Genomic DNA, 20566 nt, shown 5'->3' on the forward strand with positions numbered 1-20566 from the left:
CGGCCACGTGCCGCCCACGGGCTGGGATGTGCCGGAAGGAGGCCCTCCCTAGAGGGCCGTGACCTCGTAGGTGTGCCCGGCGGCGCGCAGCCGGTCGACCAGCACACCGTCCAGCGCCGTCGCGGGGGTCAGCGACCCGGCCCGGTCCGGCAGCCGGTCCTCGTCGAGGGCCAGCCCCAGCGCCGCCTCGCCGAGCATCACCGACGTCGCCTTGTAGCCGGGGTCGCCCTGCCCGGCCACGGTGGCCCGGTAGCGGCGGCCGCCCTCGGTGTCGGCGTCGACGACCATCCGGAAGAAGCCCCTCTCCCGCACCGACTCGCTCGGCCCGCTCCCGGGTGCCGGGAGCACCCGGTCGAGCAGGGCCCGGGTGGGCGGGAAGGCGATCGCGCCGAGCGCCGCGGCGAGACCGGTGGTGACGCCGGCGGCGGCGAACGCGCCGGGGATCCCGCGGCCGGTGCTCATCGACTCGCCGTAGCGCAGGCCCCGGCCGTAGGCCCAGTCCTGCAGCGCGTTGCTGCGGCGCACGATCCGGGTGTTGAACGGCGCCATCACGAACGGGGCGGTCCACCGGCCCCCGGCGGCGAGCGCGGGCGGCATGGCGTCCGGCGGCTGCTTCGTGTCCGGCTCGGCGGCGCGGTCGGGGGAGAGGGCGTACGGGTCGGCGATCACCCTCCGCACCGCCCGGTCGGTGGCCATCGCCTCGACCTGCGCGCGCATCGAGTCGACCGTGCCGCCGCTGAACCCGCCGCGGACGGTGGCGACGAGGCGGACGTCGGTGAGCCCGCCCGCGCCGTCGGCCCGGGCCCGCTCGGCCAGCAGGAACACCGACAGGTCCGACGGGATCGAGTCGTAGCCGGCGGCGTGCACGAGGCGGGCGCCGGTCTCCCGGGCGACGGCGTCGCAGCGGTCGATGGCCTCGCGGACGAACAGCACCTCGCCGGTGAGGTCGGCGTAGTGCGTGCCCGCCCGCGCGCAGGCCTCCACCACCGGCAGGCCGTAGCGGTGGTAGGGACCGACCGTGGTGGCCAGCACCCGGGTGGTCTCCGCCATCCGGGCCAGGGACGCCGGGTCGCTGCTGTCGGCCTCGAGCAGCGGCCAGTGGCGGGCCGTCTCCGGCAGGTCGGCCGCGGCGGCGGTCAGCCTCTCCTTCGACCGGCCGGCCAGGGCGACGCGCAGGCCGGGCGGCGCGGCCTGGGCCAGGTAGGCGGCGACCAGGCGGCCCACGAAGCCGGTGGCGCCGAAGAGGACGACGTCGTGCTCCCGCTCGGGCATGCGGCTCATCCTGCCGGGCGGCTCCGGCTCACCGCATCCGGCGGCGGAGGACCCGGCGGCGCCCGTCCGGCCGCCGGGACCGGTCGCGGGCCGCCAGCCGGCTGCGGGCGCGGCCGGGGAGGTCCACGGCGACCGGCGCCTCCCACCCGCGCCACACCGACAGCACCCGCAGCGCCGCCACGAAGGCGATCACCAGCAGCGCCACCGGGATGGGGTCCACGCCGAGCGGCCCGGCCAGCAGCGTGAGCAGCGTGGCGCCGAGCAGCGCGGCGACGGCGTTGTAGGGCCCGGGCTGCACGATGTCGGCGCGCTGGGCGAGCAGCACGTCGCGGATCACCGCCCCGCCGACCGCCGTCAGCGTCCCGATGAACACCACCGAGGCGCTGGGCAGGCCGGCGAGCTGGGCCTTCTGCGCGCCGATGACGGTGAACAGGCCGAGGGTGAGCGCGTCGAGCACCACCAGCAGCGCGGTGAGCCGGGACAGCCAGCCGGAGAAGAAGAAGGTGACCGCCGCGGTGATGGCCACGGCGGGCAGGTAGGCGCGGTTGGTCAGCGCCACCGGCGGCCCCTCGGCGAGCAGCACGTCGCGGATCAACCCGCCGCCGAGGCCGCCGCTGACCGCCAGCAGCAGGACACCGGAGACGGCGAAGCCCTCCCGGGCGGCCAGCAGCCCGCCGGTCAGCGCGCCGACGACGATCGCGGCGAGGTCGACCGCGGCCGGGACGCGCAGCGTCTCCGTGGCCGCCGCGAGGGTGCTCACGAGGGTCCATCCTCCCGCCCGCCCCCGCGCCGCCCGGGACCTGGCCCCCCGGACGGGTGAGACGGCGCTCGACCGGCGGCCCGGTCCGTCCGATGAGGCAGCCATGAGCAGGTCCCGGAGCGCGACGGCGGCCGGCACCCGGCTGTTCGCCGCCTACGCCGCGGCCAGCCTGGTGCCGGTGGTCGTGCTGGGTGCGGTCCTCGCGGCGGGCATCCGGCAGGACGCCGTCGACCGCGCGCTGAAGTACGGCCACGCGCAGGCCGCGGTGGTCGAGGAGATGACCATCGCCCCGGCGCTGCGCGGGCAGGACCTCGGCACCGGGCTGACCGGGGCCGAGCGCGAGCGGCTGCAGGCGGCCACCGACCTCGCCGTCTTCCGAGGCTCGATCCTGCGGCTGCGGCTGCGCGACTTCGCCGGCGCGGTCGTCTTCGCCGACGACGGCGCCACCGGTCCCGAGACCGCGCTGCCCGACTACCCCGCCGGCGAGGACGTCGTCCCCGCCGCCGGCGCCGCGTTCGCCACGGCCGCCGCCGGCGGGACCGACGTCGCCCTCCTCGACGACGACGGCCTCGCCGTGGGCCGGATGATCCGCGTCCTGCAGCCCATCGTCGCCGACACCTCCGGCCGCTCGGTCGGCGTGCTCGAGCTGCTGCTGCCCTACGACACCGTCGCCGCCCGGGTCGAGGCGGCCACCACCCGCACCCACTGGCGGCTGGGCGCCGGCCTCGGCGCCCTCCACCTCGTGCTCGCCGGGATCTCCTGGTCGACCACCCGCCGGCTGCGCCGCCAGGCCGCGCAGGCCGCCCACGACGCGCTGCACGACCCGCTGACCGGCCTGGCCAACCGCGAGCTGTTCGCCCGGCGGGTGGCCGCCGAGGTGGGCCGGGGCGCCCCGGCCGCCGTCGTCCTCGTCGACCTCGACCGGTTCAAGGAGGTCAACGACACCCTCGGCCACCACGCCGGCGACCAGCTGCTGCGCGAGGTGGGCCGGCGGCTGTCGGCCACTGTGCGGGCGGAGGACACCGTGGCCCGCCTCGGCGGCGACGAGTTCGGCCTGCTGCTGCCCGGCATGGACGACGCCGGCGCCGCCCGCGAGCTGGTGCAGCGGGTCAGCGACGCGCTGTCGGTGGAGACCGTGGTCGAGGGCGTGCCGCTGGCGGTGGAGGCCAGCTGCGGCATCGCCATGCACCCGGCCGACGCCACCGACGTCGAGACGCTCATGACCTGCGCCGACGCCGCCATGTACCAGGGGAAGCGCGGCGCGACCGGCGTCGTCGTCTTCGACCCCCGCGCCACCGCGCCCTCGCCGCACTCGCCGGCGCTGCAGCACGACGTGCGGCGCGCGCTGGAGGACGGCGACCTGCGCCTGCACTACCAGCCGCAGGTGGACCTGGCCTCCGGCGCCACCGTCGGCGTGGAGGCGCTGCTGCGCTGGCAGCACCCGCAGCGCGGGCTGATCGGCCCCGGCGAGTTCCTGCCGGCGCTGGAGCAGTCCGGCGTCATGGGCGCGCTCACCGAGTGGGTGCTCCGGCAGGCGCTGGCCGACTGCGCCGCCTGGACGGCCGCCGGCGAGGACTGGACCGTCTCGGTCAACGTCTCGGTGCGCAACCTCGAGGCGCCCGGGTTCGCCGCCACCGTCGCCCGGCTCGCCGCCGCGGCCGGGGTGCCGCCGGCGAAGCTGGTCCTCGAGGTCACCGAGACCGCGCTGCCCGCCGACCTCGCCGCCGCCTCGGCCTGCCTGGCCGAGCTCGCCGCGCACGGGTTCGGCGCGGCGCTGGACGACTTCGGCGTCGGCTACGCCAGCCTGTCGCACCTGCGCTCGCTGGCGCTGGCCGAGGTCAAGGTCGACCGGGCCTTCGTCACCGGGGTCGACCTCTCGGCCGAGGACGCCGCCGTCGTGCGGTCGCTGGTCGAGCTCGCCCACGGCCTGGGGCTGTCGGTGTGCGCCGAGGGCGTCGAGACGCCCGAGGTCGCCGCCTGGCTGCGGGCGGTCGGCTGCGACCGCGCCCAGGGCTGGCTGTTCTCCCGGCCCCGCCCGTGGCCGGAACTCACCTGCGCGGCCCGCCCGGCGTCCGCGCCCGCCCAGGAGGTCCTCGCGTGACCCGCACCCGCCGTGCCGTCGCCGGCACCGCCGTCCTCGCCGCCGCCCTGGTCGCCGCCGGGTGCGGGGCAGCCGCCCCGGAGACCGCCGCCGGCCCGGCCGCCGCCGTCGCCGTCGACGAGGAGCTGCACGCCGCGCTGCCCGCCGACGTGCGCGCGGCCGGCGTCCTGACGGTGGCCAACGACCCGTCCTACCCGCCGGCGTCGTCGTTCGGCCCCGACGGGCGCACCATCGTCGGCTTCGAGCCCGACCTCGGCGCCGCGCTCGGCGACCTGCTCGGCGTGGAGGTGCGCTTCGAGGCCGCGCCGTTCGACACGCTCCTCGACGACCTCGCCGCCGACCGGTTCGACCTGGTCATGAGCGCGGTCACCGACACCGCCGAGCGCGAGCAGCAGGCCGACTTCGTCAACTACTTCCGCGCCGGCTCCTCGATCGTCGTCGCGCGCGGCAACCCGCTCGGCATCCACGAGCTGGCCGGTCTGTGCGGCCGCAGCGTCGCCGTCGAGGCCGGGACCGTGCAGGTCGGGCTGCTGGAGCGGGCCCAGGCCTCGTGCGCGCAGCGCATCGACCTGCACGAGCTGCCCACCAACGACGACGCCCTGCTCGAGCTGCGCACCGGCCGCGCCGACGCCGTCGTCGCCGACTACCCGCCGGCGGTCCACGTGACCACCGACCCGCGGACGCAGAACAGCTACCAGCTGGTCTCCGACACCCAGTACGAGCCCGGGCTGTACGGCATCGCCGTCGCCCCGGACCGGACCGGGCTGCGCGACGTGCTCACCGAGGCGCTGCAGCGGCTGGTCGACGACGGCGTCTACCAGGAGCTGCTCGACCGCTGGGAGGTCGGGCACGGCGCCGTGGACGCGATCACGGTCAACGGCGCCCTGCCCGCCGGCAGCTGACCCGGGCTCCCGCTACTGAGCGGGCGCGACCTCCACCGAGGTGGCGCTGTCGTCCGGGGCGACGACGGCGGTCCGCAGCCGGGCGTCTGCGGCGGCCCTGTCCTCGAGGTGCATGGCCTCCTGCCGGTCCGCCTCCTCCTCGAGGATCGCGGCGGCCTTCCACTCCCGCGGGATGGCGAACCCGTCGACGAGGGTGACCATGTGCGGCCGCAGCTCGGCCAGCAGGGTGTTCACCGCGGCGGTCAGCGCCTTCGACCGGGCCGGGGTGAGCTGGCCGTGCTCGAGGAACCAGCCCTTGTCCGCCTCGATGGTCGACAGCGCGTAGAGGTCGCACAGGGCCTCGAGCAGCGCCTTCGCGTCCGGGTCGGTCGTCCGCTCGATCCCGGCGACGAACGCCTCGAGCACCACCCGGTCGATGTGGGTGGACGCCGTCCGCAGCACGTGGTCCTGGACGCTGTTGAACACCTGGAAGGGCTCCATGCCCTCGTTGGCGGCGTTCCGGCGGAGCCGGCGGATGGCGCCCTCGAGGGTGTGCTTCTCGCGGAACTCGAACACCTTCAGCTGCCAGCCGCGGTCGCGCAGCGGCACGTCCTCGTCCCGGCCGGGGACGGCGTCGACGAGCCGGGCGATCAGGCCGCGGGCCGCCGTCCGCTCGAGGACGGTCTCGCGGACCATGTCGGCGACGAACGCGACCCGGCCCCAGCCGTCGAGGGAGCCGAAGGCGTCCCGGTAGCCGGTGAGCAGGCCCTTGGCGACCAGCTGCAGCAGGACGGTGTTGTCGCCCTCGAACGTGGTGAACACGTCGGTGTCGGCCTTGAGCTGGGGCAGCCGGTTCTCCGCCAGGTAGCCGGCGCCGCCGCACGCCTCGCGGCACGTCTGGATGGTGCGGGTGGCGTGCCAGGTGTTGGCCGCCTTGAGCCCGGCCGCACGCGACTCGAGCTCCCGCTGGGCGGCCTCGTCGACGGCCTCGCCGTGCTCGTGCACCGCCGTCTGGACGTCGTGCATCGTGCTGACCAGCTCCTCCTGGGCGAACGCCAGCGCGTAGGAGGTGGCCAGGGCCGGCAGCAGCTTGCGCTGGTGGACCAGGTAGTCGTTGAGCACGATCTCCCGGTCGCGGCCGGGGGCGGCGAACTGGCGGCGGACGTCGCCGTAGCGGACGGCGATGTCGAGGGCCAGCTTGGTCGCCGAGCCGGCCGAGCCGCCCACGCTCACCCGGCCGCGGACCAGCGTGCCGAGCATGGTGAAGAAGCGGCGGGTCTCGTTCTCGATGCTGGAGGTGTAGGTGCCGTCCTCGGCCACCTGCCCGTAGCGGTCGAGCAGCATCTCCCGCGGCACGCGGACGTGGTCGAAGGACAGCCGGCCGTTGTCGACGCCGAGCAGGCCCGCCTTCGGGCCGTCGTCGCCGATGGTGACGCCGGGCAACGGGTTGCCGTCCTCGTCGCGGATCGGCACCAGCCAGGCGTGCACGCCGCGCGGCTCGCCCTGCGTCACCAGCTGGGCGAAGACGACGGCCATCCGCCCGTCCTCGGCCGCGTTGCCGATGTAGTCCTTGCGCGCGGCCTGGTGCGGGGTGTGCAGGTCGAAGGTCTGCGTCCCGGCGTCGTAGGTGCAGGTGGTGCGCAGCTGCTGGACGTCGGAGCCGTGGCCGGTCTCGGTCATGGCGAAGCAGCCGGGCAGCGCGAAGCTCATGATGTCGGGCAGGTAGGCGTCGTGGTGCCGCTGCGTGCCGAGCAGCTGGACGGCGCCGCCGAACAGGCCCCACTGGACGCCGGCCTTGACCATCAGCGACAGGTCGCCGAAGGCCAGCATCTCGATGGAGGTCACGGAGCCGCCGGCGTCGGCCTCGCCCCCGTACTCCTTGGGGAAGCCCAGGCCGACGCGGCCGGTGGCGGCGAGCTCGCCGGCCAGCCGGGTGATCCGCTCGCGGGCCTCCTGCACCGACTCGCCGTACACCGGGGCCCACTTCGGGTCGCCGAGCTGCTCGCGGGCGTCGCGGCGCACGTGCGCCCACCGTCCGTCGAGCACCTCCTGGAGGCGCGCCGGGTCCACGGTGCGGGGGAGGGTGGAGGTCACTTCGTCTCCTCGGGGGTCGGTCCAGCGGGGGCGAGGCTCGAGAGCCCGGCCCAGGCGAGGTCGGTGAGGTGGGCGGCCAGGTCCGCCCGGGGCATCGGCCGGTCGGCACGCAGCCACCAGTCGGCGGCGGCGCGGACCAGCCCGACCAGGCCGTGCCCCCAGGGCGCGGCGGCCGCGGGGTCCCGGCCGGCCTGCTCGAGGGCGACGGACACCAGCGCGGCGGCCTGGTCGCCGACCAGGTCCGACAGCGTGCTGACGGGGTCGGCGTCGACCGGCCTGTCCAGCAGCGGGTGGGCGACGACGAAGCGGTAGAGCTCCGGGTCGGCCTCCAGGAACGCCAGGTAGGTCTCGACGGCGGCGGCCACCATCCGGCGCGGGTGGTCGGTGCTGGTCATCGCCGCGCGCAGCTTCTCGGTCAGCTGCGCCGCGACCCGGTTGCAGACGGCGACGTAGAGCTCGCTGCGGTCGGCGAAGTGCCGGTAGACGACGGTCTTGCTGGTGCCGGCCTCGGCGGCGATCTCGTCCATGCCGACGCCGGCGCCGTGCTTGCCGACCGCGGCGACGGTGGCGTCCACCAGCTGCTCGCGGCGCGCGCGGCGGTGCTCGTCCCACCGCGAGTCCCGGCGGTCGCGCCGCCGGGAGGCCGTCTCGGCTTTCATGTAACCCACGGTACCGTGTACCGTCGGTACCGGCCACTCCGTCAGCCGTTCGCGCGCGAATGGCGCACCAGGGACCCCTGGAGGTCACCGATGAGCCCGACCCAGCCCCGCCGGGCCGCCGTCCTCGGCGGCAACCGCATCCCGTTCGCCCGCTCGAACTCCCGATACGCGCAGGCGTCCAACCAGGACATGCTCACCGCGACGCTGGACGGCCTGGTCGCCCGCTTCGGGCTGCAGGACGAGCAGGTGGGCGAGGTCGTCGCCGGCGCCGTCCTCAAGCACTCGCGCGACTTCAACCTCACCCGCGAGTCGGTGCTCGGCTCGACGCTGTCGGCCGCGACCCCGGCCTACGACGTGCAGCAGGCCTGCAGCACCGGTCTCGAGGCCACCGTGCTGGTCGCCAACAAGATCGCGCTGGGCCAGATCGAGTCCGGCATCGCCGGTGGCGTGGACACGACGTCGGACGCCCCGCTGGCCGTGGGCGACGACCTGCGCCGGGTGCTCATCGAGCTCAACAACGCCAAGACGATCGGCCAGCGGCTCAAGGCGCTCTCGCGCATCCGCCCCGGCTCGCTCGTGCCCGAGATCCCGCGCAACGCCGAGCCGCGCACCGGCCTCGCGATGGGCGAGCACCAGGCGATCACCGCGCGGGAGTGGGAGATCGGCCGGGAGGAGCAGGACGAGCTCACCGTCCGCTCGCACCGCAACCTCGCCGCCGCCTACGAGCGCGGCTTCCTCGACGACCTGGTCACGCCCTACCTGGGCCTCACCCGCGACCAGAACCTGCGCCCGGACACGACCGTGGAGAAGCTGGCGAAGCTCGAGCCGGTCTTCGGCAAGGACGACCCCGCAGCCACGATGACCGCCGGCAACTCGACGCCGCTGTCCGACGGCGCCTCCGCCGTCCTGCTGTCCTCCGACGAGTGGGCCGCCGAGCACGGCCTGCCGGTGCTCGCCCACCTCGTCGACGCGCAGACCGCCGCCGTCGACCACGTCCACGGCGGCGAGGGTCTGCTCATGGCGCCGGCCTACGCGATGCCGGTGGTGCTCGCCCGCAACGGCCTGACGCTGCAGGACTTCGACTTCTACGAGATTCACGAGGCCTTCGCCTCCACCGTGCTCGCCACGCTCAAGGCGTGGGAGGACCCGGCGTTCTGCAAGGAGCGCCTCGGCCTCGACGCCCCGCTCGGGTCGATCGACCGGTCGAAGCTCAACGTCAACGGCTCCTCGCTCGCGGCCGGGCACCCGTTCGCGGCGACCGGCGGCCGGATCGTCGCCTCGCTGGCCAAGCAGCTGCACGAGGCCGGCCCCGGGAAGCGCGGGCTGATCTCCGTCTGCGCGGCCGGCGGCCAGGGCGTCGTCGCCATCCTCGAGTCCTGAAGGAGCTGCACCCCGTGAGCGACTGGTACACGACCTTCGCCAACTCCGGCGTCGGGTCCTCCCTCGTCAAGCAGCTCGGCCTGCCCCGGCCGGCCGTGCTGCGCCGGTACGAGCCGGGGCAGCCGCTGCTGCCCGGCCCGGCCGTCATCGGGACGGCGGGGGAGGGCCGGCTGGGCGGGACGCTCGCCGCCGTCCTCCGCGACGCCGGCGTGACCGTCCCGGCCGGCGACGACGGCGGCGAGCGGCCCGCCGCCGTCCTGCTCGACGCCACCGGCCTGACCGGGCCCGGGCAGCTGGCCGGGGCGCACGCCTTCCTCGCCCCGGCGGTGGAGCGGCTGCGGCCCACCGGCCGGGTGCTCGTGCTCGCCGACCCGCCCGCGGCCGCGGACTCCCCGGCGCAGGCCGCGGCCCGGCAGGCCCTGGAGGGGCTGGTCCGGTCGGTGGCCAAGGAGCTGCGCGCCGGGTCGACGGCCAACCTGGTGGTCGTGCCGGAGGGCGCCGAGGCGTCGGCCGGCAGCGCCGTGCGGTTCTTCCTCTCCGGCCGGTCGGCCTACGTCGACGGCCAGGTGCTCACCGTGTCGGCGGCCGACGTGCCCGCGGACGAGGACCCGGTGCGCCCGCTGCAGGGCAAGGTCGCCGTGGTCACCGGGGCCGCGCGCGGCATCGGGGCGGCGATCGCCCGGGTCGTGGCCCGCGACGGCGCGCACGTGGTCGCCGTCGACGTGCCGGCGGCCGGTGAGTCGCTGGCCGCGGTGGCCAACGAGGTCCGCGGGACGGCGTTCCAGCTCGACGTCACCGCCCCCGACGCCGCCGGGCGGCTGGTCAGCCACCTGCGCGGGCGCCACGGCGGGGTCGACGTCGTCGTGCACAACGCCGGCATCACCCGTGACAAGCTGCTGGTCAACATGGACGCCGCCCGGTGGGACTCCGTCATGGCGGTCAACCTGCAGGCGCAGCTGGACCTCACCCGCGCGCTGCTGGACGCCGACGGTCTGCTCCGGCCGGGCGGCCGCGTGGTCGCGGTCAGCTCGCAGTCCGGCATCGCCGGCAACCGCGGGCAGACGAACTACGCGGCGAGCAAGGCCGGCGTCATCGGGATGGTGCGGGCGTGGGCGCCGGAGTTCGCCGCGCGCGGCGCCACGATCAACGCCGTCGCGCCGGGCTTCATCGTCACCGAGATGACAGCGAGGATGCCCTTCGGCACCCGCGAGGTCGGCGCCCGGATCAACTCGCTGCAGCAGGGCGGCCTGCCCGTCGACGTCGCCGAGACCATCGCCTGGCTGTCCTCGCCCACGGCCGCCGGCGTGAACGGGCAGGTCGTGCGCGTGTGCGGCCAGTCCGTGCTGGGCGCCTGATGGTCACCGTGCTCGGGTCGGCGCCGTCGATGGCGCCGCTGTTCGTGCGGGCCGCGCTCACCGCGCGGGGCCGCGGCGGCGACCTGCCGGACACCCGGCTGGCCCGCCGCGGCGTGACCGTGGACCCGGCCGGGGTGGCCGCCTACGCCCGGGTGTGCCGGTTCCCGCTGGCCGACGCGCTGCCGGTGACGTTCCCGCACGTGCTGGCCTTCCCGCTGCAGGTCGCGCTGATGAGCGACCGCGCCTTCCCGCTGGCGCTGCCCGGCCTGGTGCACGTCCGCAACCGGATCGACGTGCTGCGCCCGGTCGGGCAGGGGGAGGCCCTCGACCTCGAGGTGTGGGCCGAGCGGTTCGCCGTCCACCCGCGCGGCGCGACCGTCGACCTGTGCGCGTCGGTGTCGGCCGGCGGCGGCGAGGTGTGGCGCGGCCGCTCCACCTACCTCGCCCGCGGGGCGCGGGCGCCGGAGGGGGCACCTCCCTCCGACGTCGACGTCGCGGTCGGGGAGCTGCCGGCGGGGACCGTCCGCTGGCGGGTGCCCGGCGACGCCGGCCGCCGCTACGCCCGGGTCTCCGGCGACGTGAACCCGATCCACCTCTCGGCCCTCACCGCCCGCGCCTTCGGGTTCCCGCGGGCGATCGCGCACGGGATGTGGGTGGAGGCGCGGGCGCTGGCCGCGCTGTCGGGCTGGCTGCCCGGGGCGCTCACCGTCGACGTCGGGTTCCGCAAGCCGCTGCTGCTGCCCTCGACGGTCACCCTGGCGGCCGCGCCGGCCGACGGCGGCTGGGACCTCGCGGTGCGCGGCGCGCAGAACGGGTCCGACCACCTCGTGGGCACCGTCCGCCCGCTCTGACCGGAGGAGATGCACCGTGGCCGTGTCGTTCGCGCTGACCGAGGACCAGGTCGAGCTGCAGCGGTGGCTGCACGGGTTCGCGGCGGACGTCATCCGTCCCGCGGCCGCCGAGTACGACGAGCGCGAGGCCTTCCCGTGGGAGGTCCTCCAGGAGGCGGCGAAGACCGGGATCTACTCGCTCGACTTCTTCGCCACCCAGTGGTTCGACGAGTCCGGCCTCGGCATCCCGCTCGCCATGGAGGAGCTCTTCTGGGGCGACGCCGGGATCGGGCTGGCGATCGTCGGCACCACGCTGGCGGCCGCGTCCGTGCGCGCCAACGGCACCGACGAGCAGGTGGGCCGGTGGATCCCCGCCATGTTCGGCACCGAGGCGGAGCCGAAGGTCGCCGCGTTCTGCTCGTCGGAGCCCGACGCCGGCTCCGACGTCGGGGCGATGCGCACCCGCGCGGTCTACGACGAGGCGACCGACGAGTGGGTGCTCACCGGCACCAAGACCTGGGCCACCAACGGCGGCATCGCCGACGTCCACGTCGTCACGGCCGTCGTCGACCCGGAGCTCAGGGCCCGCGGCCACGCCAGCTTCGTTGTCCCGCCGGGCACGAAGGGGCTCACCCAGGGGCAGAAGTTCCTCAAGCACGGCATCCGCGCCTCGCACACCGCCGAGGTCGTGCTCGACGGGTGCCGGGTCCCCGGCGACTGCCTGCTCGGCGGCCGCGAGCGGCTCGAGGAGCGGCTGGCGCGGGCGCGGGAGGGCGTGCGCAGCGGCCGCACCCAGCCCTCGATGGCCACCTTCGAGCGCACCCGGCCCGGCGTCGGCGCCCAGGCGGTCGGGGTGGCGCGGGCGGCCTACGAGTACGCGCTGGACTACGCCGGGCAGCGGGTGCAGTTCGGCCGGCCGATCGTCGAGAACCAGGCGATCGCCTTCGCGCTCGCCGACATGAAGACGTCCATCGACGCCGCCCGTCTGCTGGTCTGGCGGGCCGCGTGGATGGCGCGCACCGGCCAGCCGTTCACCTCCGCCGAGGGCTCGATGAGCAAGCTGGTCGCGGGCGAGACGGCGGTGCGGGTGACCGAGCAGGCCATGCAGATCCTCGGCGGCAACGGCTACACGCGCGACTACCCCGTCGAGCGCATGGCCCGCGACGCGAGGATCTACACGATCTTCGAGGGCACCTCGGAGATCCAGCGGCTGGTCATCGCACGGGCGATCTCCGGCGTCCAGATCCGTTGAGCCGGGTCAGCGGTTGCGGCCCAGCGCGTCGTGGCTGGTGACCCAGTCGCCGGCGAGGATCGCCGAGGTCAGTGACACGTCGCCGGCCAGCACCACGCCGGCGCAGATCTCGGCGAACTTCTGCACCTTGCCGGCGCTGTAGCAGCCGAGCAGCTCCAGGCACTCGCGCTGGGTGGGCAACCCGGTCCCGCCGCCGTAGGTGGCCACGATCAGCGACGTCAACGTGGTCGACCAGTAGTAGTCGCCGTTCTCCAGCAGCTGGGTGTAGGTGACCCCGGAGTGCGACTCGCTGACGTTGGCCACGTCCTGGCCGGTGGCGATGAACAGCGCCGTCAGCCCGTTCGCCGCGTGCGCGCCGTTGTAGGCCGCCCCGGACATGAACGACCCGGCCATGCCGATCTGCCGGTACTCGAACAGCTCCCGGGTGTCGACGCCGGTCAGCCGACGCAGCACCTCCTTCGGGATGGTGGCCTCGGCGACGACGCGCTTGCCCCGCGTCATCAGCATGTTGATCTGCGAGTGCTTCTTGTCGGTGTCGATCGCGCCGGAGAGCACGAAGCGCGGGTGGTCGGGGTGGTTCGCGCGGATCCACTCGCAGGCGGCCAGCGTCGCCTTGCCGGTCATGTTCTGCCCGGCGGCGTCGCCGGTCGTGTAGTTGACCCGCAGGTACCGCAGCGGCCCGATCTGGTGCTGGCCGATGTAGGTCAGCCGGCCCGAGCGGGTGGTGGACTCCGCGGCGGCGCGGATCTCGTCGAGGTGCTCGTCGACCCAGCGGCCGAACTCCCGGGCCTGCAGGGCGTCGTCGAGGATGAACGCCGGGGCCCGCTGCATGTGGTCGTCGACGACGGTGGTGCGGATGCCGCCGCTCTCGCCGAGCACCCGCATGCCGCGGTTGTAGCTGGCCACCAGCGTGCCCTCGGTCGTGGCCAGCGGGACGAAGAAGTCGCCCTGCGCGTGCTCGCCGCGCAGGGTCAGCGGGCCGGCCAGCCCGATGGGCACCTGGGCGACGCCGGTGAAGTTCTCGATGTTGCCGGGCAGGACGGCGGGGTCGAAGGAGTACCGGCGGATGTGGTCGAGGCCGGCTCCGGTGCGCTCGGCGACGAAGGCCTGGCGCTTGTCGGCCATCTCGCGGGTGTAGTCGTGCTCGCGGTCACGGGGGATGCGGGTGCGGTGGGTGGTGTCGGTCATGAGGCACCTCGGTGTGAGTGCTGACAGGGCGCTGAGTGTGACTCGGCTCACCCTATTTCACTCGATAGATACAGAGCGTGACGAGAGTGATTGACGGGGCGCGCGCCACCCTGCGAACTTGCGGGCACAGACCTCCACCCCGAGACCCCTCGGTGCGCAACAGCCCGGTGAGAGCTGTCCGGGAGGCCCCTGAGGTGAAGGAGACCCGATGCGTCGCCACGTGGCCGCTCTGCTGGCCGTTCCCGTGCTGTTCCTCGCCGCGTGCGGGGGTGCCGAGCCGTCGGCGAGTGCGAGCGGCGGGGCCGCGGACGGCGGGCCGACCCCCGTCACGGTCGGTGTCGTGCCGATCGTCGACGTCGCGCCGATCTACCTGGGTGTGCAGCAGGGCTTCTTCGAGGAGGAGGGCATCGACCTGACCCTCGAGACCGCGCAGGGCGGTGCGGCGATCGTCCCGGCGGTCCTCAACCAGGAGTACCAGTTCGGCTTCAGCAACATGACCTCCCTGCTCACGGCCGCCTCGCAGGGGTTGCCGCTGGAGGTCGTGGTCGCCGGCGCCGCCTCGACCGGCGAGCAGGGTGCCGACTACAGCGCCGTCCTCACCCGGCCCGACAGCGGGATCACCGACGCCGCCGACCTGGCCGGCCGGACGGTGGCGGTCAACACGCTCGGCAACATCGGGACGACGACGATCAACGTGTCCGTCCGCGCGGCCGGCGGCGATCCCGCCACGATCAACTACGTCGAGCTGCCGTTCAGCGAGATGCCGGCGGCCCTCGAGCAGGGTGACGTCGACGCCATCTGGGGGACCGAGCCGTTCCTGACCATCGGCACCCGGGCGGGCGCCGTCGTCGTCGCGTCCAACTTCGTCGACGCCGCGGACGACCTGACCGTCGCGGGGTACTTCACCAGCCGGCCCTTCGCCGCGGAGAACGCCGACGTCGTGGAGCGCTTCACCGCCGCGATGGAGCGGTCGCTGGAGTACGCCTCGGCCAACCCCGAGGCGGCCCGGGCGGTGCTCTCCGAGTACACCGAGATCGACCAGGCGGTCATCGACACCATGGTCCTGCCGGCCTGGGGGCCGGAGGTCAACCGCGCGTCCGTCGAGCGGCTCGCCGAACTGGGCGTCCAGGACGGCCTCCTCGACGACGCTCCGGACCTGGACGCGCTCCTGCCGTGAGCGGCGCACCCGCGGCGGCCCGGGAGGACGTCCCGGCGGGCCCCGCGGCCGGCCGCGCGGCGCCCACGCCGCGCGGCCGGCGGCGACGGGTGCCGCAGGCCGCGCTGGGACTGGCCGGACTGGCCGGCCTCGTCCTCCTGGTGGAGCTGCTGCCACGGACGGGGCTCGTGCCGTCCCGGTACTTCCCGCCCGCCTCCGAGATCGCCGTGGCGCTGGCCGAGCTCACCGGCCGCGGCGCGTTCTGGACCGCGGTGGGGGACACCCTCCGCGGGTGGGCGATCGGGTTGTCCGTCGCGGCGGTGGCCGGCGTCGTCGTCGGCCTGCTGATCGGCAGCTCGCGGCCGGCGCGCGAGCTCACCGACTCGACGATCGAGTTCCTGCGGCCGATCCCGTCGGTCGCGCTGATCCCGCTGGCGATCCTCGTGTTCGGCAGTGACATCGAGAGCAAGCTGCTGCTCGTCGTCTACGCCGCCTTCTGGCAGGTCCTCGTCCAGGTCCTCTACGGCGTCGCCGACGTCGACCCGATCGCCCGGGACACCGCGCGCGCCTACGGCCTGGGCGCCTGGGCGCGGGCCCGGCACGTCACCTGGCCGACGACGCTGCCGTACGTGATGACCGGCCTCCGGTTGGGCGCCGCGGTCGCCCTCATCCTCGCCGTCACCGCCGAGCTCGTCATCGGCGTGCCCGGGCTGGGCGAGTTGCTCAACACCGCGCAGAGCAGCGGCGCGGTCGCGCAGACCTACGCGCTCGTGGTCGTCACCGGGATCCTGGGGGTGCTGGTCAACGTGGTCTTCCGGGCCGTGGAGCGGCGGGCGCTCGCCTGGCACCCGTCGCAGCGTGCCGAGGTGCCGGTGTGACCGTCCTCCGCCGGATCGGCACGACCCTCGCCCTGCCGGCCGTCCTGTTCACGGTCTGGTGGGTCCTGTCGGCGGACTCCACCGACTACTTCTTCCCGCCGCTGTCGGGCATCGTCGAGACCCTCGGCGACGAGTGGCTGGGCTCGCGGCTGACCGCCGACGTGCTGCCCAGCCTGCTGCGGCTGACCGCCGGCTTCGCCCTGGCGGCGGTCGTCGCCGTGGCCCTCGGGATGGTCATCGGCCTGTCGCGGACGGTCCGCGGGGTGCTCGAGCCGGTCCTGGAGTTCTTCCGGGCCATCCCCCCGCCCGTCCTGGTGCCGGTGTTCATCCTGTTCCTGGGCATCGGCGACGGCATGAAGGTGGCCGTCATCGCCTTCGGCTGCACCTGGCCGGTCCTGCTCAACACCGTCGAGGGCGTCCGCGCGGTCGACCCCGTGGTGGCCGACACCGCGCGCGCCTACCGGATCGACGGGATGGCGCGGCTGCGGCACGTCGTGCTGCCGGCAGCGAGCCCGCAGGTGTTCGCCGGGCTCCGCCAGGGCCTGTCCGTGGCGATCATCCTCATGGTCATCAGCGAGCTGTTCGCCGCGTCCAACGGGCTCGGGTTCGCGATCGTCCAGGCCCAGCGGACCTTCGCCATCACCGAGATGTGGGCCGGGATGCTCGTGCTGGGCCTGCTCGGGCTGCTGCTCGCGCTGCTGTTCCGGGTCGTGGAGAACCGGGTGCTGGCCTGGTACCACGGCCTGCGCCGCGCGCACCGCGCTCCCTGACCTCCCACCACCCGTCCCCTCCGCTCGGAAGGCACCTCATGACCGACCTCGACGTCCGGGGTATCCGCAAGGTCTACGACGGTCGGACCCGCACCGTCGAGGCGGTGCGCGACCTGACCTTCACCGTCGCGACCGGTGAGCTCGTGTGCCTGGTCGGGCCCTCGGGGTGCGGCAAGACGACGCTGCTCAAGATCATCGCCGGCCTGCTCGAGCCGACCTCCGGGGAGGTCTTCCTCGAGGGGCGGCGGGTCGACGGCCCGCCGCCGGACATGGCGGTCGTCTTCCAGGAGTACGGCCGGTCGCTGTTCCCCTGGAAGACCGTGCGGGACAACGTCGAGCTCCCGCTCCAGCAGAAGAAGGGGCTCACCGCCGCCCGCCGCCGGGAGCTGGTGGAGGAGTCGCTGGCCGCCGTCGGCCTGGCGGAGGCCCACGCCGCCTATCCGTGGCAGCTGTCGGGCGGCATGCAGCAGCGGGTGGCGATCGCGCGGGCGATCGCCTACGAGCCGCGTGTCCTGCTCATGGACGAGCCCTTCGCGGCCGTCGACGCCCAGACCCGGGCGGACCTGGAGGACCTCATCCGGGACCTCTGGCACCGGTTCGGGGTGACCACGCTGTTCGTCACGCACGACATCGACGAGGCCGTCTACCTCGGCCAGCGGGTGCTGATCCTGTCGCAGTCGCCGACCGTCGTCCGGCAGGACCTCGTCATCGACCTGCCCGACCAGCGGGACCAGCTGCACACGCGGTCGTCGCCGCGGTTCGCCGAGCTGCGGGCGCAGGTCTACTCGCAGATCCACCGGCCCCGGACCGACCCGGCCGTCCCCGAGGAGGTCCCCGCGGGTCGGGGCCCGCGCCCCTAGAGCACCCGCCGGCCGGCCGCCCAGACGGCCGTGGCGGACCGGTCCGCGCCGAGGGCGACGACGTCCGCGGCGGCGCCCGGCGCCAGCCGGCCCAGCCGGTCGCCGAGGCCCAGCGCCCGCGCCGGGGCGGCGGTGAGCGCGGTGACGGCGGCGACCGGGTCGACGCCGGCGGCGAGGGCGGTGCGCAGCGCGGCGTCCTGGGTGAGCGTCGACCCGGCGATCGTGCCGGTGCCGGCTAGCACCGCCCGGCCGCCGCGCACGGTGACCGCCTGCCCGCCCAGCCGGTGCTCGCCGTCCCCGGCGCCGGCGGCGGCCGTCGCGTCGGTGACCAGCGCGACCCGCCCCGGCGCGCCGTCCATCAGCAGCCGCGCGACGACCGGGTGCACGTGCACGCCGTCGAGGACGAGCTCCAGGGTGACCCGCGGGTCGGCCAGCGCGGCGCCGACGGGGCCGGGCGCGCGGTGGTGCAGGCCCGGCATGGCGTTGAGCGCGTGGGTGAGCAGCCGGGCGCCGGCGTCGAACGCGGCCGCGGTGAGCGCGGCGTCGGCGTCGGTGTGCCCGACGGCGACGACGACGCCCGCCGCGGTGAGGTCGCGGACCGCCTGCAGCGCGCCGGGCAGCTCGGGCGCGACGGTGACCTGGCGGAGCGTGCCGCGGGCCGCGGTGAGCAGCCGGTCGACGACGTCGGGGGTGGGTGCCCGCAGGTGGCGGGGGTCGTGCGCGCCGCAGCGGGCCGGGGCCAGGAAGGGGCCCTCCAGGTGGGCGCCGAGCACGGTCGGGTCCGCGGCGGCCACCTCCGCGATGCCCGCCAGCGACGCCTCCAGCGCCTCCAGCGGCGCGGCGACCAGGCTGAGCACCGAGCGCGTGGTGCCCGCGGCGCGGTGCACGGCCAGCGCGGTGCGGATCGCGTCGGGGCCGTCGTCGAAGGCCGCGCCCCCGCCGCCGTGCGCGTGCAGGTCGACGAAGCCCGGGGTGAGCTCCGCGCCGGCCAGGTCGACGGTCTCGCCGGCGTGCCCGGGCGGCGGGCCGGTGCCGGTGGCGGCGATCGTGTCGCCGTCGAGCAGCACCCAGCCGCCGTCGGTGACGCCGCCGGCGTCGAGCAGCCGCGCGCCGGCCAGCAGGGTGCTCATCCGCGCAGGCCCGGGACCACCCGCCGGCACACGTCGGGATCCTCCTCCACACGGGCGGGAACGGCGACGACCCGTGTGTGCGTCCGTTGCCGACCCGCGGTCGTCTCGCGGGGCCCGGGACGGCCGCAGGTCGACGTCGGGCGGCGTGCCGTGCAGGGCGGCTCCGGGTCCGGTGAGGTGGGGGCGTGCCCGTCGCCGACGACCCGACCGCCCACCCCCGCCCGCTGCTGCGCCGGCCCTGGCGCCCGCTCGACGGGGACTGGCAGTTCGCGGCGGACCCGGACCGCGCCGCCACGCCCGGCACCGTGCGGTTCGACCGCACGATCCGCGTCCCCTACGCCCCGGAGACCCCGGCCAGCGGCATCGGGTGGGCCGGCCCGCTGCACCGCGCCTGGTACCGCCGCCCGCTGCCCGCCCGGCAGGGCGACCGCCGCACGGTGCTGAACCTCGGCGCGGTCGACCGCGTGTGCGACGTCTGGGTGGGCGGCGTGCACGTCACGCGGCACGAGGGCGGCTACACGCCCTTCCGGGTCGACGTCACCGACTCCCTGGGCGACGGCGCCGACCTCCTCGTCCGGGCCGACGACGACCCCCGCGACCTCGAGGCGCCGCGCGGCAAGCAGGACTGGCGCGACCAGCCGCACGAGATCTTCTACCCGCGCACGACCGGCATCTGGCGCACGCCGTGGCTGGAGTCCGTGGCGCGGGAGCACGTCACCGACGTCGTCTGGCGCGGCGACCCGCGCACGCTGCGCGTCGACGTCCGGGTGGAGCTGTCGGTCCCCGTCACCCGCGCCCGGCTGCACCTGCGCCTGTGGGCCGGCGAGCGGCTGCTGGCCGACGACGCGGTCCGGGTCGACGGCGCGGTGGTCGAGCGGACGCTGCAGGTCGGCGACGGCGGCACCGACGACCGCTGGCACCTGACCTGGGAGCCCGGCCCGTCCCCGGTGCTGGTCGACGCCGAGGTCGCGCTGGTCCGCGACGACGGCGAGGTCCTCGACGAGGTCGCGAGCTACACCGCGCTGCGCTCGGTCGAGGTCGACGACGGGCGCCTGCTGGTCAACGGCCGGCCGGTGCCGCTGCGCCTGGTGCTGGACCAGGGCTACTGGCCGCACACCGGCGCCACCCCGCCCGACGTCGCCGCGCTGCGCCGGGACCTGGAGCTCACCCGCGCGCTGGGCTTCACCGGCGCCCGCAAGCACCAGAAGACCGAGGACCCCCGCTACCTCGCCCTCGCCGACCGGATGGGCCTGCTCGTCTGGGCGGAGATGCCCGCGGCCCACCGCCCCGGCCCGACGGCGGCCGCCCGGCTGCTGCGCGAGTGGGCCGACGTGGTGGTCGCCCACCGCGGGCACCCGAGCGTGGTCGCGTGGGTGCCGCTCAACGAGTCCTGGGGCGTGCAGGAGGCGGCCGCCGACCGCGCCCAGCGCGGTCTGGTCACCGCCCTGGCGGCCACCGCCGACGCGCTCGACGGCACCCGCCCGGTCTCGGCGAACGACGGCTGGGAGGCCCTCGGCGGGGCGATCCTCGGCGTCCACGACTACGAGCAGGACCCGGCGGTGCTCGCCGCCCGCTACGCCACCGCCGCCGACCTCGAGCGCCTGGCCGGCGGACGGCGTCCCGACGGCCGGCTGACCGACCTCGACCGCGCGGGCGTCGCCGGGCGCGCCGTCGTCCTGTCCGAGTTCGGCGGGATCGCGCTGAACGCCGGGCGCTCCGACGCCGACCGCACCGAGCCGTGGGGGTACGCCGACGCCCGCTCCCCGGAGGACCTGCTCGCCCGCTACCGTGACCAGTGGGCCGCCGTGCACGCGAGCACCGCGCTGGCCGGCGCCTGCTGGACGCAGCTCACCGACACCTACCAGGAGGTCAACGGGCTGCTGACCGCGGACCGGGTGCCCAAGTGCGACGTCGAGGCGATCCGCCGCGCCACCACCGGCGCCGGGTGACGGCCGGGTCGAGGAAACGTAACGATCACCGTCTCGAACTGCGGGGACGGC

General features: G+C 75.6%; 17 protein-coding genes. 11 read left to right on the forward strand and 6 right to left on the reverse strand.

Annotated features, from left to right (window positions below):
- Window positions 1-48 precede the first annotated feature (48 nt).
- Entirely contained in the window at window positions 49-1272 is a 1224-nt protein-coding gene (locus tag ACI79Z_RS02020) for a saccharopine dehydrogenase family protein (RefSeq protein ID WP_456901519.1), read from the reverse strand.
- Window positions 1273-1300: 28 nt separating this feature from the next.
- The gene (locus ACI79Z_RS02025) at window positions 1301-2032 is read right to left on the reverse strand and encodes a trimeric intracellular cation channel family protein (RefSeq protein WP_387990493.1); all 732 of its coding nucleotides are present in this window, start codon (window positions 2030-2032) and stop codon (window positions 1301-1303) included.
- A gap of 103 nt (window positions 2033-2135) precedes the next feature.
- Here ACI79Z_RS02025 and ACI79Z_RS02030 point away from each other — a divergent pair, with 103 nt between their 5' ends.
- Entirely contained in the window at window positions 2136-4133 is a 1998-nt protein-coding gene (locus ACI79Z_RS02030) for a putative bifunctional diguanylate cyclase/phosphodiesterase (RefSeq protein ID WP_456901520.1), read from the forward strand.
- A complete protein-coding gene (locus ACI79Z_RS02035) occupies window positions 4130-5035 on the forward strand; it encodes an ABC transporter substrate-binding protein (protein WP_456901521.1) in 906 nt (301 codons plus the stop codon). Before ACI79Z_RS02030 ends, ACI79Z_RS02035 begins: the two co-directional genes overlap by 4 nt.
- Window positions 5036-5047: 12 nt before the next feature.
- Here the strand turns inward: ACI79Z_RS02035 and ACI79Z_RS02040 are convergent, their stop codons facing one another.
- Both ACI79Z_RS02040 and ACI79Z_RS02045 read right to left on the reverse strand, forming a co-directional pair.
- A complete protein-coding gene (locus ACI79Z_RS02040) occupies window positions 5048-7108 on the reverse strand; it encodes an acyl-CoA dehydrogenase family protein (protein ID WP_456901522.1) in 2061 nt (686 codons plus the stop codon).
- Complete coding sequence (locus ACI79Z_RS02045; RefSeq protein WP_387990481.1) at window positions 7105-7767, reverse strand: TetR family transcriptional regulator; 663 nt, start codon at window positions 7765-7767, stop codon at window positions 7105-7107. The genes ACI79Z_RS02040 and ACI79Z_RS02045 overlap by 4 nt, the downstream gene beginning before the upstream one ends.
- 90 nt (window positions 7768-7857) lie before the next feature.
- Between ACI79Z_RS02045 and ACI79Z_RS02050 the strand changes: the two genes are divergently transcribed.
- From ACI79Z_RS02050 to ACI79Z_RS02065, 4 genes are read left to right on the forward strand one after another with little or no spacing between them, the layout of a single operon-like run.
- On the forward strand, window positions 7858-9147 hold the full coding sequence (locus ACI79Z_RS02050) for an acetyl-CoA C-acetyltransferase (protein ID WP_456901523.1): 1290 nt from the start codon (window positions 7858-7860) through the stop codon (window positions 9145-9147).
- 14 nt (window positions 9148-9161) lie between these two features.
- Window positions 9162-10502, forward strand: a complete 1341-nt coding sequence (locus ACI79Z_RS02055; protein WP_456901524.1) for a 3-oxoacyl-ACP reductase — start codon at window positions 9162-9164, stop codon at window positions 10500-10502.
- A complete protein-coding gene (locus tag ACI79Z_RS02060; RefSeq protein ID WP_456901525.1) occupies window positions 10502-11353 on the forward strand; it encodes a MaoC family dehydratase in 852 nt (283 codons plus the stop codon). The genes ACI79Z_RS02055 and ACI79Z_RS02060 overlap by 1 nt, the downstream gene beginning before the upstream one ends.
- A gap of 16 nt (window positions 11354-11369) precedes the next feature.
- On the forward strand, window positions 11370-12584 hold the full coding sequence (locus tag ACI79Z_RS02065; RefSeq protein WP_456901526.1) for an acyl-CoA dehydrogenase family protein: 1215 nt from the start codon (window positions 11370-11372) through the stop codon (window positions 12582-12584).
- Window positions 12585-12590: 6 nt separating this feature from the next.
- On the opposite strand, the gene ACI79Z_RS02070 is transcribed toward ACI79Z_RS02065, so the two are convergent.
- Window positions 12591-13772, reverse strand: a complete 1182-nt coding sequence (locus tag ACI79Z_RS02070; protein ID WP_456901527.1) for a hydroxymethylglutaryl-CoA reductase — start codon at window positions 13770-13772, stop codon at window positions 12591-12593.
- Between the two features lie 208 nt (window positions 13773-13980).
- Between ACI79Z_RS02070 and ACI79Z_RS02075 the strand changes: the two genes are divergently transcribed.
- Genes ACI79Z_RS02075 through ACI79Z_RS02090 form a run of 4 tightly spaced genes read left to right on the forward strand, consistent with a single transcriptional unit; the run spans window position 13981 to window position 17436 of the window.
- Window positions 13981-14949: an ABC transporter substrate-binding protein gene (locus ACI79Z_RS02075; RefSeq protein ID WP_387990463.1), complete on the forward strand. Its 969-nt coding sequence runs from the start codon at window positions 13981-13983 to the stop codon at window positions 14947-14949.
- A complete protein-coding gene (locus tag ACI79Z_RS02080) occupies window positions 14946-15806 on the forward strand; it encodes an ABC transporter permease (RefSeq protein ID WP_456901528.1) in 861 nt (286 codons plus the stop codon). Before ACI79Z_RS02075 ends, ACI79Z_RS02080 begins: the two co-directional genes overlap by 4 nt.
- Window positions 15803-16576: an ABC transporter permease gene (locus ACI79Z_RS02085; protein WP_387990458.1), complete on the forward strand. Its 774-nt coding sequence runs from the start codon at window positions 15803-15805 to the stop codon at window positions 16574-16576. The genes ACI79Z_RS02080 and ACI79Z_RS02085 overlap by 4 nt, the downstream gene beginning before the upstream one ends.
- A gap of 38 nt (window positions 16577-16614) precedes the next feature.
- Window positions 16615-17436 carry an ABC transporter ATP-binding protein gene (locus ACI79Z_RS02090; protein WP_456901529.1) on the forward strand — a complete coding sequence of 274 codons (822 nt, stop codon included), beginning with the start codon at window positions 16615-16617 and terminating at the stop codon, window positions 17434-17436.
- Here ACI79Z_RS02090 and nagA read toward each other — a convergent pair.
- On the reverse strand, window positions 17433-18566 hold the full coding sequence (gene nagA / locus ACI79Z_RS02095; RefSeq protein WP_456901530.1) for an N-acetylglucosamine-6-phosphate deacetylase: 1134 nt from the start codon (window positions 18564-18566) through the stop codon (window positions 17433-17435). The genes ACI79Z_RS02090 and nagA overlap by 4 nt on opposite strands.
- A gap of 185 nt (window positions 18567-18751) precedes the next feature.
- On the opposite strand from nagA, the gene ACI79Z_RS02100 reads away from it, so the two are divergent.
- Window positions 18752-20515, forward strand: a complete 1764-nt coding sequence (locus ACI79Z_RS02100) for a glycoside hydrolase family 2 protein (RefSeq protein ID WP_456901531.1) — start codon at window positions 18752-18754, stop codon at window positions 20513-20515.
- Window positions 20516-20566: the final 51 nt, after the last annotated feature.

The organism is Geodermatophilus sp. SYSU D00663, assembly GCF_054050655.1.

Coding starts and splice junctions, on each gene's coding strand:
- nagA (WP_456901530.1), bottom strand. CDS start 18,566: ATGAGCACCCTGCTGGCCGGCGCGCGGCTGCTCGACGCCGGCGGCGTC.
- ACI79Z_RS02075 (WP_387990463.1), top strand. CDS start 13,981: ATGCGTCGCCACGTGGCCGCTCTGCTGGCCGTTCCCGTGCTGTTCCTC.
- ACI79Z_RS02030 (WP_456901520.1), top strand. CDS start 2,136: ATGAGCAGGTCCCGGAGCGCGACGGCGGCCGGCACCCGGCTGTTCGCC.
- ACI79Z_RS02090 (WP_456901529.1), top strand. CDS start 16,615: ATGACCGACCTCGACGTCCGGGGTATCCGCAAGGTCTACGACGGTCGG.
- ACI79Z_RS02070 (WP_456901527.1), bottom strand. CDS start 13,772: ATGACCGACACCACCCACCGCACCCGCATCCCCCGTGACCGCGAGCAC.
- ACI79Z_RS02020 (WP_456901519.1), bottom strand. CDS start 1,272: ATGCCCGAGCGGGAGCACGACGTCGTCCTCTTCGGCGCCACCGGCTTC.
- ACI79Z_RS02045 (WP_387990481.1), bottom strand. CDS start 7,767: ATGAAAGCCGAGACGGCCTCCCGGCGGCGCGACCGCCGGGACTCGCGG.
- ACI79Z_RS02050 (WP_456901523.1), top strand. CDS start 7,858: ATGAGCCCGACCCAGCCCCGCCGGGCCGCCGTCCTCGGCGGCAACCGC.
- ACI79Z_RS02060 (WP_456901525.1), top strand. CDS start 10,502: ATGGTCACCGTGCTCGGGTCGGCGCCGTCGATGGCGCCGCTGTTCGTG.